Origin of the sequence: Caproicibacter fermentans (assembly GCF_009746625.1) — a bacterium.
In the GTDB taxonomy this organism is placed as follows: Bacteria; Bacillota; Clostridia; order Oscillospirales; family Acutalibacteraceae; genus Caproicibacter; species Caproicibacter fermentans.
Map to the genome: position 1 here is coordinate 1 of NZ_VWXL01000096.1, position 13,469 is coordinate 13,469.

Annotated in this window: 15 protein-coding genes and 1 pseudogene; 11 read left to right on the forward strand and 5 right to left on the reverse strand. The window is 50.1% G+C overall.

Features of this window, described 5'->3' with window-relative positions; translation table 11 throughout:
• Nucleotides 1–125: 125 nt before the first annotated feature.
• The 9 genes and pseudogenes from CAFE_RS16350 to CAFE_RS16390 all read left to right on the forward strand — a co-directional run.
• Nucleotides 126–1,007: pseudogene (locus tag CAFE_RS16350) on the forward strand (SNF2-related protein); the annotation flags it as partial.
• A gap of 2 nt (nucleotides 1,008–1,009) precedes the next feature.
• Entirely contained in the window at nucleotides 1,010–2,107 is a 1,098-nt protein-coding gene (locus CAFE_RS16355; RefSeq protein WP_156991212.1) for a DUF3849 domain-containing protein, read from the forward strand.
• On the forward strand, nucleotides 2,107–2,445 hold the full coding sequence (locus CAFE_RS16360; RefSeq protein ID WP_156991213.1) for a plasmid mobilization protein: 339 nt from the start codon (nucleotides 2,107–2,109) through the stop codon (nucleotides 2,443–2,445). The genes CAFE_RS16355 and CAFE_RS16360 overlap by 1 nt, the downstream gene beginning before the upstream one ends.
• 152 nt (nucleotides 2,446–2,597) lie before the next feature.
• Complete coding sequence (locus tag CAFE_RS16365; RefSeq protein WP_156991214.1) at nucleotides 2,598–2,918, forward strand: hypothetical protein; 321 nt, start codon at nucleotides 2,598–2,600, stop codon at nucleotides 2,916–2,918.
• A complete protein-coding gene (locus CAFE_RS16370; RefSeq protein WP_156991215.1) occupies nucleotides 2,915–3,205 on the forward strand; it encodes a CD1845 family protein in 291 nt (96 codons plus the stop codon). The genes CAFE_RS16365 and CAFE_RS16370 overlap by 4 nt, the downstream gene beginning before the upstream one ends.
• Nucleotides 3,206–3,267: 62 nt before the next feature.
• Nucleotides 3,268–4,683, forward strand: coding sequence for a relaxase/mobilization nuclease domain-containing protein (locus CAFE_RS16375; RefSeq protein WP_330594071.1), 1,416 nt, complete (start codon nucleotides 3,268–3,270; stop codon nucleotides 4,681–4,683).
• Between the two features lie 305 nt (nucleotides 4,684–4,988).
• Nucleotides 4,989–5,564 (forward strand): TetR/AcrR family transcriptional regulator, encoded by a 576-nt coding sequence (locus CAFE_RS16380; protein ID WP_166525165.1) that lies wholly within the window; start codon nucleotides 4,989–4,991, stop codon nucleotides 5,562–5,564.
• Nucleotides 5,565–5,650: 86 nt separating this feature from the next.
• On the forward strand, nucleotides 5,651–6,964 hold the full coding sequence (locus CAFE_RS16385; RefSeq protein ID WP_166525166.1) for an MATE family efflux transporter: 1,314 nt from the start codon (nucleotides 5,651–5,653) through the stop codon (nucleotides 6,962–6,964).
• 4 nt (nucleotides 6,965–6,968) lie between these two features.
• Nucleotides 6,969–7,628 (forward strand): cation diffusion facilitator family transporter, encoded by a 660-nt coding sequence (locus CAFE_RS16390; RefSeq protein WP_156991219.1) that lies wholly within the window; start codon nucleotides 6,969–6,971, stop codon nucleotides 7,626–7,628.
• Here CAFE_RS16390 and CAFE_RS16395 read toward each other — a convergent pair.
• The 5 genes from CAFE_RS16395 to CAFE_RS16415 form a co-directional block, all read right to left on the reverse strand.
• Nucleotides 7,534–9,156, reverse strand: a complete 1,623-nt coding sequence (locus tag CAFE_RS16395) for a recombinase family protein (protein ID WP_156991220.1) — start codon at nucleotides 9,154–9,156, stop codon at nucleotides 7,534–7,536. The genes CAFE_RS16390 and CAFE_RS16395 overlap by 95 nt on opposite strands.
• Nucleotides 9,157–9,251: 95 nt before the next feature.
• Nucleotides 9,252–9,512, reverse strand: coding sequence for a hypothetical protein (locus CAFE_RS16400; protein WP_156991221.1), 261 nt, complete (start codon nucleotides 9,510–9,512; stop codon nucleotides 9,252–9,254).
• A gap of 12 nt (nucleotides 9,513–9,524) precedes the next feature.
• Complete coding sequence (locus tag CAFE_RS16405; protein WP_156991222.1) at nucleotides 9,525–10,907, reverse strand: relaxase/mobilization nuclease domain-containing protein; 1,383 nt, start codon at nucleotides 10,905–10,907, stop codon at nucleotides 9,525–9,527.
• 3 nt (nucleotides 10,908–10,910) lie between these two features.
• The gene (locus CAFE_RS16410; protein ID WP_156991223.1) at nucleotides 10,911–11,216 is read right to left on the reverse strand and encodes a plasmid mobilization protein; all 306 of its coding nucleotides are present in this window, start codon (nucleotides 11,214–11,216) and stop codon (nucleotides 10,911–10,913) included.
• 121 nt (nucleotides 11,217–11,337) lie between these two features.
• Complete coding sequence (locus CAFE_RS16415; protein ID WP_156991224.1) at nucleotides 11,338–11,676, reverse strand: hypothetical protein; 339 nt, start codon at nucleotides 11,674–11,676, stop codon at nucleotides 11,338–11,340.
• 153 nt (nucleotides 11,677–11,829) lie between these two features.
• Here CAFE_RS16415 and CAFE_RS16420 point away from each other — a divergent pair, with 153 nt between their 5' ends.
• On the forward strand, nucleotides 11,830–12,777 hold the full coding sequence (locus CAFE_RS16420) for a DUF6076 domain-containing protein (RefSeq protein ID WP_156991225.1): 948 nt from the start codon (nucleotides 11,830–11,832) through the stop codon (nucleotides 12,775–12,777).
• A 162-nt stretch (nucleotides 12,778–12,939) separates the two neighbouring features.
• Entirely contained in the window at nucleotides 12,940–13,359 is a 420-nt protein-coding gene (locus tag CAFE_RS16425) for an RNA polymerase sigma factor (protein WP_166525167.1), read from the forward strand.
• Nucleotides 13,360–13,469: the final 110 nt, after the last annotated feature.

The window sequence follows — 13,469 nt, forward strand, 5'->3', positions numbered from 1 at the left end:
AATTACCCATTTGAGCCGGGTTCCCGGAACGGGAGCTTTTAGAAAGGCTTGAGCCGTGTGAGGGGAAACTCTCACGCACGGTTCTTAGGGGAGGGAACGGCAGTGATGCCGGTCTCTTACCCGACCAGACCGTGGAGAACAAGCAGAAATTCATCAGCCAGATTATGACCAGCAAAAGCCCGGTGCGCTCCTGCGACGATGTGGATGAAACGGCGCTGTCCTTTGCCGAGATCAAGGCCCTGTGCGCCGGTGATCCCCGCATCAAAGAGCGCATGGATTTGGATGTGGACGTTTCCCGGCTAAGGCTGATGAAGGCCGACCACCAAAGCAAGCAGTTCCGGCTGGAGGACAATCTGCTGAAATACTTCCCGGAACAGATCGAGCAGAACAAAGGCTTCATCCAGGGCCTGGAAGCGGACATGGCGACCCTCGCCGCCCATCCCCACCCGGAGGACGGTTTCGCGGGAATGGAAATCCGGGGCGATACGCTGGTTGACAAGGAAAACGCCGGTGCCGCCCTTCTGGATGCCTGCAAAGAGGTGAAAAGTTCTGACCCTGTGCAGGTTGGCAGTTACCGGGGTTTTGCCATGTTTGTCAGCTTCAACGCTTTCGAGAAGCAGTATGAACTGACGCTGCGTGGGGAAATGAGCCACAAGGTTGCCCTGGGGACGGACCCGCGCGGCAACCTGATTCGGATTGACAATGCCCTGGCACAGATGCCCCAGCGCCTGACCAGTGTGCAGTCCCAGCTGGATAACCTGTATCAGCAACAGGAAGCCGCCAGAGCGGAGGTTGGAAAGCCTTTCCCCTATGAACAGGAGCTGCGTGAAAAATCCGCCCGCCTGGTGGAGCTGGACACGGAGTTAAACATGGATGGCCGGGGCCGGTCACAGCCCCAGCAAGCCACCGCGAAAAGTGCGAGGTCCTCCGTGTTGAGCAAGCTGAAGGTGCCGCCGGTCCACGGCGCACCGGACAAAACCCACAAAAAAGAAATGGAGGTACGATGATTATGACCAACGAAGAATTAAATACGGCGCTTTATCAGAAAATGTTTGCCGAACAGGATACCTACCGGGCATGGCTGCTGGCCCAGCCACCGGAGGAAATCCTGAAACACACTTATGAGTACACCGTCCGAGAAGACATTCTGTTGTCACTGGAATATCATGACCTGACGGATGCCCAGGCTACCGCGCTTTTGAAATCGCCCACTCCGCTGGCAGATGTGTTCAAGGAATTTGACCACAGGGAAACCGATCACATGGATCAGATTTTCTATGCGATGGAGGAACGGGCAGACGATGTGCTGGAGGCGGAGGAAAAACAACGGCGCGTCCTGCGGGAGACACCGGTTTATCGTTATCCCGCGAGCTATGCCCGTGAGCATGATGAGCTGGAACAATACCGGGCCTCTCACAAAGCAAATATGGCTTGCAAGGAAGCCATTGAAGCAGCAATTTCTGCCCATTACAGCGATAACCGTTTGGGCAAGCAGGCTGCACTTGAGGTAATTGAAGCCTTTGGCATGGAGCGCACCATGTATGTCCTGGCCAATACTGTCCGGCATAAGGATTGGGATGGGCGTATCTCCCAGGACAATAAGAGGTGGGCCATGACGATTCCGGTTTATGAGGACAAGAATCAATGGGGCGATGACCGCAACACGGATTTTGTGGTGGACAAATCCCACCCCGGCCTGACGGATCTCTTTGTAGACCAGGTGCGCCGGGAAAAACTTCTGCGGACGCCGCTGACCGATGAAGAAATCCAAAGGGAGGCCCAACGGCTGCTTACGGTGCTTCAAGCGCCAAAGGAACCCAACAGCCCCAACGGCACACACTTCATGGCACAGATTTCGCCGGACTTTCTGGCACGGGCTTCCACCAAGGATACGGACCGGCTCATGGCAACACTGCCGTTTCGCTCCATCACTTTCTCCGGCCTCAATGACCGCAAGGGACACTTTGTGCTGATTACCAAAGGCGAGGATCGGAGCCAGCCGCTCAGAAAGCTCCGCCGTTCTGTGCGGAAGGACCTCCAGAAAACCTCCGCTAAATCAGCCACTGCGACCTCCAAAAAGCATAAGCAGGAACGGGAGGCTCGGTGATGGCGCACCGGAAACGAACGGTTCAGCTCCACTTCATGGTGACGGAACACGAGCGGGAATTGATTCGTCAGAAGATGGAACAGCTCGGCACCAACAACCTGGGCGTCTATCTCCGTAAGATGGCGGTGGACGGCTATATTGTCAAGCTGGATTTGCCGGAGCTGAGGGAATTGCTTTCCCTTTTGCGGCGTACCAGCAACAACATCAACCAGGTAACCCGCCGTGTGCATCAGACCGGGAATGTTTACGACACGGATTTGGAGGATATTCTCCAAAAACAGGAGGAGCTTTGGGCCGGGGTGAATGAGATATTGGCCCGGCTGAATGAGGTTTCGTGAATGGGGACTGTTCCCCTGGTTGCGGAGGGAGAACGGCCAGAAACAGGCTGCGCTCCCTCCGCTTTTCTTTTATGTCCGCATCCTTGCGTTTCTATGGGATGTCTGGGTACAATAAGAACAGCAAAAGTTACATGGCAAGGAGCTGAACAATCATGCTGACAAACGAGAAGGTATTGGAAATTTTTAAGGACTATATAGATGCAGATGAAGCCCTGGATATTCTCTCCACAAGACGGGGATATGCGGTGATGCTTTGGGACTTTGCCCATCGGGACTGGTCGGATGTGGTGTGCTGCCAAACCCCGGAGGCTCTGTTTGATAAGCTTCTGGATTCCTACGCTTTGTATCAGGAGTTTCTGATGATCCGGGACAAGAGCGACAGCGAGGGTGAAATCAGCGAAGCGGAACGGGCGCAGATTCAGGAAATGCGCCTGCCATATCTGGAGAAACGAAAGGAGGCAGAAACTAAATGAGATTACTTCTGAAGGTGCTGGCAGCGCCAATCGTTGTGCTGCTGACGGTATTTGTTTGGCTGTGCGCCCTGCTCTTAAATCTCTCTGCGTTTGTGTTCGGCCTTGCCGGAACCATGGTGGGCCTTTTAGGGCTGGCGGTGCTGGTTACTTACTCGGTTCAGAACGGTATCATTCTGCTGGTGATTGCGTTTCTGGTCAGTCCATTCGGACTTCCCATGCTGGCCGTCCGCCTGCTGGGTTTCTTGCAGGACGCCAATTACACACTGCGGGATTTTATAAAAGCATAACAACATTGGGCCAGCTCGAAAGGGCTGGCCTTTCTCATGCCATCAGGGAGGAGGTTTTTACTGTGGCAACCACACGCCTGATACCCACGCATATAATCAAGAATCAATCTATTGCTTACACGGTCCATGCGCGGATTGACTATGCCATCAATCCGAACAAGACCCTGGGCGGAGAGCTGGTAACAGCCTTTGGATGCGATCCGACCACCGCCGCCAATGAAATGCTGCTGACCAAGCGGGCCTATGCAGACTTTACCGGAAAAGAAATTTCGCAGTCGGATGTGCTGCTGTATCAGATCCGGCAGTCCTTCAAGCCCGGCGAAGTGACGCCGGAGCAGGCCCATCAGATCGGATACGAGCTGGCGATGAGCTGGACAAAAGGCAAACATCAATTCGTTGTGGCAACGCACATCGACCACGCGCATATCCATACGCATATCATCTTCAATTCCACCCGGATGGACGGGCAGTACAAGTACCGGAACTTCCTCGGCTCCAGCTTTGCCCTACGCCGGGCCAGTGACCGTCTATGTCTGGAAAACGGCCTCTCTGTCATTGAAAATCCGAAGTCCGGCAATACGCATTACGGCAAGTGGCTGGGAGACCAAAAGAAACTGTCTTTTCAGGATAAGCTCCGGCTGGCGATTGACGCGGCTCTTGCCGAAAAGCCGAAGGACTATGATGCGTTCCTGAAGCTGATGCGGGAGGCCGGTTATGAGTATAAGCCCGGAAAGCAGCCTGCTTTTCGAGGCCCGGGCCAGAAGAAATTTACCCGGCTCCGTTCTCTGAAGGATGGTTATTCAAAGGGGGATATTCTCTCGATCATTGTTGGGGAAAAGGAGCTTTCCCCGGCCCGGAAGAACGCAAAGAAAATCCAGACCCAGCGGATCAATCTACTGGTGGACATCCAGGCCAAACTGGCCGAGGGCAAAGGTGCTGGATATGCGCGGTGGGCGCAGAGCTTCAACCTGAAGCAGATGGCGCAAACGCTGAATTTCCTGACTGAGCGAAAGCTGCTGGACTATGGAACGCTATGTAAAAAAACAGATGAAGTCACCGCCCGATACCATGAGCTGTCCGATCAGATCAAGGCTGTGGAGACGCGCATGGCAGAGATCACCGAACTCCGTAAGCACATCATCAACTATGCCAAAACCCGTGAGGTATATGTGGCCTATCGGAAAGCCGGATACTCCAAAAAGTTTCTGGCCGAACATGAGGCAGATATTTTACTCCACAAGGCTGCAAAAAAGGCTTTTGACGATATGGGGATCAAAAAGTTGCCCACCGTCAAAAGTCTCCAGGACGAGTATGCTTCACTTCTGTCGGAAAAGAAAAAGCTCTATCCTGAATACTCCGGCACCCGGCAGGAAATGCGTGATTTGCAGATGGCAAAGGCCAATGTTGCCCGTCTGCTTGGGTATGATGAAAAGGAGCCGGAGAAAGAAAAAGAGGCTCAGCGCAAAGAACAACGCTGAGCTTCTTTCCTATGGTTGCCCAGAGAAAAGCCCCTGGGTCTTTTCACCGGCAACCTATCGGGCCTCTGCCCGGAAAAGCGTTCCAACGGAACGCGCAGCCAGCTCTGCTAAGGAGTTGTTTGGGGGATTGGGGACCTCCCCAACAAGCAATTTTGCAGAGCAAAAATGCAGAGTGTGTACCACTCTGCATTGCTTGCCAGTTTTGTTGGATTGAGGCATTAAAAGATGAATGAACATTACTCATTGACAAGTTGTGCACATTGTGCTATTCTTAATACAGTCCTATGAAAGCAAGGGAAGTCATTATGAGAACGGTAAAAGAGCCAGATGTCCGGAAACAGGAGATACTCGATGGTGCAATCCGAGTGTTTGCCAGAAAAGGCTATGACAAGACCACTATTGCGGATATTGCAAAAGAACTGAATATTTCTCAGGGATTGTGTTATCGTTATTATCAATCGAAAGAAGAAATCTATGATGCTGCGTTAGAGAAGTATGCCGATCTGATTGCGCAGGAAAACCTGCGTAAAACAAGCTTTGATATGCCGATCAGGGAACTGATCGACAGCATCACAAGCCATATGGAATTTATGACGGATGCCGAAAAGGAAGATCAGGGACTTTACAAGCTATTTCATTCGGGGAACAGTCAGAGGATGCACGACGAGCTTTTTCTTAAGGTTACAAAGAAGATTATCCCTTATGTGCAGGAGCATTTGCGAAAGGCAAAGGAAAACGGAGAAATCACAATAGAGGATACGGACAGTGCAGCTATTATAGGGATATATGGCTGGGTAGGCATGTGCTTAACAAAAGGCCTGACGGACGAGGAACGCATGGAAAAGGTACGTTTGGCCTGGTATAAGTTACTGGAGCTGTGAAAGAGAAAAAAATATGTGGAGCAAATGCGCTCCATATATTTTTTCAATATTTAATGAATGAAATTTATTCAGCAAAGGAGAAAAACATGAAGCAGAAAATTGATTTTGTAAATGGTGATACTGGGAAAGCATTACTAAAAATGGTCATGCCGCTTTTGATGGCAATGATCCTTATGCTGGCCTACAATTTGGTTGACAGTATCTGGGTTGGCAATCTGCTGGGCGAGAGCGGATATGCTGCCCTTACGACTGCTGGATCAGTGAGCATATTGCTGTATGCGCTCACAACAGGTATTGGTAATGGCACATCCGTTGTTGTCAGCCAGCTTGTGGGGGCTGGTGATAAGAAGAAAACTGACGAGGTAATCGGGACATCAATTGTAATGTCAGTCGTATTTGCGGTATCGGTGATCGTTGTTCTGGAATGCTTGCTAAACCAGTTACTGATGGTATTTCAGACTCCAGATGATATATACAAGGATGCCAGAAGTTACCTCGCTATTTCCCTGATTGGCTATGTGGCAATATTTCTTTACATGCAGTTGACATCTATCTATCGCAGTTTTGGCGATCCTGTATTCCAGATGAAAGGAATGCTGATGGGAACCGTCATCAATCTTGTAGCTGATCCACTGTTCATCAAGGCGTTCGGAATCTCAGGCGCAGCAATCGCCACGGTCCTTTCTCAGGTATTGTGCCTGCTGTTTGCTGTTATCTATGGAAAGAAAAAAGCCTACTTCGGACTGAGTCTGAATGGTTTCTGCCTGGAGCGTGTATCTCGGATTTTGAAAACAGTAATTCCGACAAGCACACAGAGTTGTATTCCGGCAATCAGCTCTATGGTTATGGTTATTCTTGTAAATCGATTTGATGTTACAACGATAGCTGCGTATGGAGTTGTGAAAAATATCGAGAATATCCTTTTCTATCCGGCGATGGCGATGAATATGGCGTTAATTACGATTGTTGGGCAGCTTTATGGCGCAAAGCGTAATGACAGAATCAAAGATTATATGCGGACTGCCCTAATATATGGTGCTGTGATGGAAGCAGCTTTGACTGTTCTCGTTCTCATTTTTGGGGCACAGATTTCAATGGCCTTTGTAAAGGAACCTGCCGTCGCTGCGATCGTGAGCCATGGCTTGAAAATCATCGGCATCGGATATTTGTGCTACATGGTAACAAGTATTTTCACAGCTAAAATGGCGGGCATGGGCAAAGTGAATCTATCTATGGCACTCATGTTTATTTATTACATCGTCATTCGAGTGCCACTTGCAACGGTGTTTATTCGTGGGTCTCTTGGACTCGACGGTATGTGGATTGCAATTCTGATTAGCCATTTAGCAGCTGCCTTCATGGCATTTATGGTGGATAGAAAAGCAAAAATGAAAGCGTGAAAATATGTTGCCAATTATCTTAAATTTGTGCCTTGGAGTTTTCAAATACATATGCGGGAGTATTAGCGGTTTGGCATCGATTTCTGCTGATGCGGCGAATAATCTTTCAGACGCAGTAACATCGCTGATGACGGCTTTGGGCGTGAAAGTTGCCTCCACGCTGGGAGGTACGCGACACGAAAATGGTCATGGACGAATCGAATGGGTTGTAGGAATTGTTGTTTCATGCTCCATTATTCTGGTTGGTTGGGAATCTCTCCGCGATTCCATTTATGCGATCAAAAATCCTTCTGAGACGAAGTTTCATCTCTTTATTCTTTTGGTAATGCTGGTTTCTATCGGCATAAAGTTATTTCTGTTTCTCTTTGACACAAAAAAGAGTAAAGAAAATAATTCATCCGCATATAAAGCGGCTGCCGCAGATTGTATCAGCGATGCAGTTTCCACATCGGTTGTTACTGTTTCATTTTTGATTGATTCCCTGCTGCATCTGCATATTGATGGTTGGTGTGGCTTGATTGTCTCCCTATTCATCATTAGTAATCTTCTCATAAAGCAGGGTATGGGGATTACCCTGCCTTATCGACCAGATTGTAGTGAATTACCACGTCACGGTACTTTTGCCCGTCCTTCTCGCCGCGCTCCCCGATTTCGATGTAATTGATTAATTCCAGAAGCATTTCGCGGTCAAGCTGCTCCACCGCCACATATTTTCGGATGTTCGCAAGGTACTGCTCAATGTCGCGCTCGTCCTGTGCGGTATCGGCGAGCTTCTGTTTCAGAGATTGCACCAGCGACTGTTTTTCCATGCGCTCCGCTTCGTACTTCGTCAGCAGATTTTTGAATACCGCTTCGGGAACCGTGCCGAGTACCTTGTCCTCATACAGCGCCTGCGTAAGCCGTTCCAGCTCCGCAAGGCGCTTTTCCGTGGCTTTCAGCGTGATTCTGTCGGCTTTGGTCTGCCGGTCGTTCTGCTTTGCCTTCTGTTCCAAAAGCTCCCGGCGCACCCTGTCCTCGTCTTCCAGAACCCGCTTTGCCCTGTGGCGGATATCGTCCAGCACCAGTTCAGAAAGCGGTCTTAGGTAGATAATGTGCGCGGAACAGGCACTTTTGCCGCTTCGGGCGTAGCTGCCGCACATGTAGGAAATATATTTAACGTGACCCTTCTTCGGATAAGTATGGTTTTCCTCGGTGTACCGCATCTTGAACCCGCATTCCATGCAACGCAACAGCCCGCCGAACAGGCTCGGTTCGCTGGTTCCTTTGACACTGCGCATTTTGCACTGCCGTTGATCCAACTCTACACAGGCGTTCCACGTATCCATATCGATGATCGGCTCATGCGTATGCTCAACCTTGATCCATTCATCCTTCGGCTTGTCAATCTGCTTTTTGTTCTTGTAGGACATTGTGCCGCGCTTGTTCTGGACCATGTGGCCGATGTAGACCTCATTGCGAAGCATTTTTTTTACGGTGACTTCATTCCAGCAGTGGTTGCGGCGGCCTTTGTCTTCCACACCTTTGGTCAGGTAATAGTAATCCCTCGGCGGCAGGATATGTTCCGCGTTGAGAAGCCCCGCGATTTTCCGGAACCCCAGCCCCTGCCGGCGATAGCGGAACAGTTTCCGGACGTTTTCGGCAACGGCTTCGTCGATGATGAATTTGTGCTTGTCGTCGGGGCTGGCCCTGTAACCGTAGGGCACATAACAGCCGAGATAATTTCCCAATTTGGCGTGCGCCTGTTTGACCGCCTTGATCTTTTTGCTGGTGTCTTTGCTCTGGAACTCGTTAAATAAGTTGCGAAACGGCATAATGTCATTGTCGCTGTTGATGGTGTCCACGCCATCGTTCAGCGCAATGAAGCGGCAGCCGATCATTGGAAACAGATAATCCGTAAACTGACCTACCTGAATGTAATTCCGTCCGAAACGGCTTAAATCCTTGACCAGTATCAGATTAATCTTGCCGTCCTTCGCGTCCTCAATGAGCCGGGACACGCCGGGGCGGTCGAACGTCGTGCCGCTCACACCATCGTCGCAGTAGGTGAAATAGTCGTTCCAGCCCTGTTCCTCGCAGTATTTGGTGAGCATCAGCTTCTGGTTTTCGATGCTGACCGATTCTCCCGCCCGTTCATCGTCCTTGCTCAAACGGACGTAAATGCCGACCTTATAATTTTGTTGGACCGTTAACATTTTTCCTCACTTTCCGCAAGCCCAAACTGTCGGCAGTATTATCAGACTCAGTATATCGCAGGAACCGCCGACAGTCCAGACGCATACGGCCGATTTTATTCTTTTTTCGGAGGATTTACAGCGTTCTGGACGGCCAGCCGTTCCATCGCCTTGTCAATGTCCTTGCTGCCCTCGAAAACACTGGTGAGCCGGTACAGTACCTTGCCGATGGTCACTTCCCGGTAAGAAGATGGTTTCTTCGTATGAGTTGGTGGCGGGGACGGCGGCATGTTCCATCCGCCGCGGCGGTCGGTCAGGGTAAATTTCAAACGCTCGACAAGCCAATTCCAATCAAACTTTTGATGATTAAACTTCACAAAACTCCCCCTTTACATGCTCAGTCCCTGTTCCTCGTCTTCGGAAAGAACCTGTTTTTTCTTCCGTTTATGCCTTTTCTTATGAATGGGTTTCGGCTTTTCCCGTTCCTGCTGCGGGTCATACGGATTCACCAGATCTTCAACAGCTTTAGCAAGAGCAAGAACATCGCCGAGATCAATGCCCCGATTCCTGCCCATTTCGCCTTGATTTTGAGCGGGGACATATCCCGGTGCATCAGCTTCGCTTCCCATTGATTCAGCATATTCTGTATCGTCCGGGCCGTCGTATTCCTCGTCTTCTCCATCCCCGTATTCACCGATTCCGTAATCGCCCGGCTCTCCTGCCGGACCGTATCCTTCAAATTCTCGGTCTGCTGATAGTAAACGTTCTGGTAATAGTGCTCCATCATTTTGGTCACGTCGTCCACACTCGGCAGAACCGCGACGTAGGCCGACAGATCCTGAAGCCGCTGAATGGTCGTCTGCTGACCATTCAGCATGAGGTTCCACTGCTCGGTCGGGATTGCGCTGACCTGCGGCAGATACGGCACCGTGACCGTCTGTTCCGGCGGCTCGGGCAAGGCACTCTCCGGCTGGTTGAGCTGCTTGAGTTTCTCGAAGTCCGGCATTGAAATATTCCTCCATTTCCGCTTTGAGATATCTTTGTTCATGGAGCCGGCTGTCCCGGCACCGCTGGCCCTCGGGGGTCGTGTAGGTGATGTATTTGTAATGCGGCTCCCATTTCACCTTGTAGCCCATCCGTTCCATACAGGCGATAAAACCGGCTTTGGTGCGGCTTTGCTTCATGGCCTGATCGATGGCTGACATCAACCTGAATTTAAAGCTGCCGCCCCGCGCCGCCGCCCGATATTCGCCCGCGAGCATCGGCCTATGTTCCGGCTTCCGATACGGTTTCAATACTTCCAGCCCGTGCGCCTGACAGATTTGGTCGGAGAGGGTTCGGAGTTGTTCCAGATTCTTTTCGTTGAACTGCAATTTCAGACCGGTTTCACAGCTTACCGAATTCACCACCAGATGGTTGTGCCAGTGGTCGCGGTCGATGTGCGTGGCGATCTGAACCTCGTAGCCGTCAAAATATTTCGCAAGCTCCACACCCATCTGGTGGATTTTCTGCGGCGTAATCGGCGTTCCCGGCTTGAAGGACTGCACGTACTGATAGAAATATACACCCTTTTCTTTCCGGTATCGGCGCTTGGTCGCCATGAATTCCTGAAAGGCGGTCGTTCCGCAGCAGTTCTGCCCTGACACCAGCTTGATCCGGTTCCCCTGTCGACCCTCGTAAACGGTTTTTTTGTCCTGCGACACATACCGCATGACCTTGGACATGGCCGTTCTGCTCTGCGTTTTCTCTTTGACCGCATAGATTATCGCCATCGGTCAGCCCCGGTCCATCAGGCCGTACAGGGAATCGAACACCGCGCCGAAGCCCTGCTGCACTTCGTTCAAGTCGGGACACCGGATTTTCCCCATGTTGCACAGGGTCGTGATTTGGTTCAGATTCCGCCCGATGGCTTTCAGTTCGGCGGTGGTTTTGTCCAGTCCGTCCACCACGACGATGGATTTTCCTAACGCCGACGAGGTGAGGAACCCTGTCATGCTCATGCCCGCCTGTTCCGCCTTACGGCGGATGCGTTCGTAATCCGGCAGACTCATCCGCATGGCAAACATTTTTTCCTTGCGCATTCGCTGTCCTTTCTCCCCCTTGGGAGTTGGGGGAAACGTCCTTCGGGGGTCCGGGGGTTGCCCCCGGCCAGCATGTTTGGATTGCGGGGCAGCGCCCCGTCAATACAAACAATATGCTGGCCTATCCCTTCGGGGTAGTATCGCGCGGCTTCCAGCTTCTGCAGTACCCTTTCGCTTTCCACACGGGAAGGGCTTGCGTTTCCCCGGCTCCGCTGCTATACTGGTGATAAAGTGAATTTCTTTTTTCCCGGACCGCAAAGCCATTGCCGTGGTTTTGCGGCCTTTTTCTGCACATATCCCGACTGCCGTTCCTGCGCCTGACCTCTGCACCGCAGTAGCCACCGCGTATTACCCAGCCTTGCAGGTATCGGCCCTTTTGGACCGGCTCGCTCGCCCTCACGGGGGTCTTGACGGAACTGTTTGTAAGGCTTTCGTATCTCTTGCCGGATATGCTATTCAATTTTCAGCGGGCCTCCTTTTTGTTATTAATAGACTATCATAATAAATATATACTGTAGTCTACATTAACATCTTAATCCCGTCTTGCTTTCTTGTCAATACCTATGTATAATATATTTACAATAAGTCCATAATCTATATTGAGGTGACAGGAATGGCGTATAGCTTTAAGGTTTACATATCCGGAGAAAAGGAATATTTCGAGTATGGGAATGAACTCAAAACAATAAAAAAGGGCTTCGCGTTTTCGCAAAGCCTGATGGATTTGTTATATCTGGATATTACGTCATACAGCAATCTGTTTGAGAAAATGGGCGCTGATCTCCGTCAACTGTATTCGGAGAAAGACACACGGCTTGCCGATGAAATCCGTAAGGGGCTGGACACGATTGCAAAGAAGCACATTTATTTTGAGCTTGTTCGTCTTGATTGGCTCGACCGTCTGGAACAGGCGGAAGAGAAGAAATTTGAAAACGCGATTGATCTGCTACCCTATAAAAAGTTGACGCATATCCCGTCCGAGATTATTACGATACAGGACCAAGTTAAACATCTGTTGGAAAACATTTTGGACGTTCTGTCACCCAAAGAGCCGGTTCAGAAGAAAATGGCGGAGTATTATGAGGGGAAAAGCACGAACGGTCTTGAGATCTTTCCGTTTCAGCCGCTGGCCCTGCGCTTTGAACGGCTTGACCGGAAAACCTTTACTGAGGTGCTGTACCCGAAAGGCATTTACGAAATCATCGACTATTTTATTCGGGAATGCCTCACGAGGGAGCTGCCGTTCCGCGTCTGCAAAAATTGCGGAAAATACTTTCCCTTGACCGGGCACATCAACACCGAATACTGCGACAGGCCGTTCGACAGCGCCGGACGCACTTGTAAGGAAATCGGTGCGCTGCGGGTTTGGGAGAAAAAGAAAAAGGAAAATCCGGCATTCAAGGCGTACAGCAAAGCTTACAAGAAGCGGTTCGCGTGGATCAAGTATGGGAAAATCACACAGGAAGCCTTTTATGAATGGTCGGAGCAGGCGAGGAAAATGCGGGAGCAGTGCGCCAATGGGAAGATATCGTTGGAGGAATTTAAGGAGTGGCTGGAATAAGGCCGACTAACCACAAAAGCAGGTTTATCGGTTGGTTTTCATTATAACGTGCCACCAACGTAAGCAATTCTGCAAATTGCCTTTTCAGCGTTTTTCCTTTATAATAAATAGCATAGTCGAAAAATGACAACTTACAAGAGAGTTTGTCGTGGGAGGCACAACATGCTGATCTTTTTCCTGTCTATGCTTGAGACAGACGAGGACAAAAACAAATTCACCCTGTTATATGAGAAATATCGCAAGCTTATGTTTTATATTGCCAACCAGATTTTGAAGGACGATTATCTGTCGGAAGACGCAGTGGAACAGACATTTGTAAAAATAATCGAGAATTTAGACAATATTTCGGATGTGGATTGTCACAAAACCAAGAGCTATATTGTTATTATGGTTAGAAACTGCGCAATCAACCTTTATCGGCAACGAAAAAATCATCCGATGGTTTCACTGGACGAAAGCATAGAACTGGCGGATGATTGGCGTTTTGAAATAGATGAAGCAGATGCGCTGACGAAATCAATCGCGCGTCTGCCAATAATTTATAAAAATATTCTTACATTAAAATATGGCTTTGTAAAGTAAACATGAAAGATTAAGAAGGGAAATCAGCCAATTGCTTCAAGCGACGAGGAAAAGCTTGCGTTTGCTTCTGGCAGAAAGGTTTAGGCCCGCAACTTGTGCCGGGGTCAGAC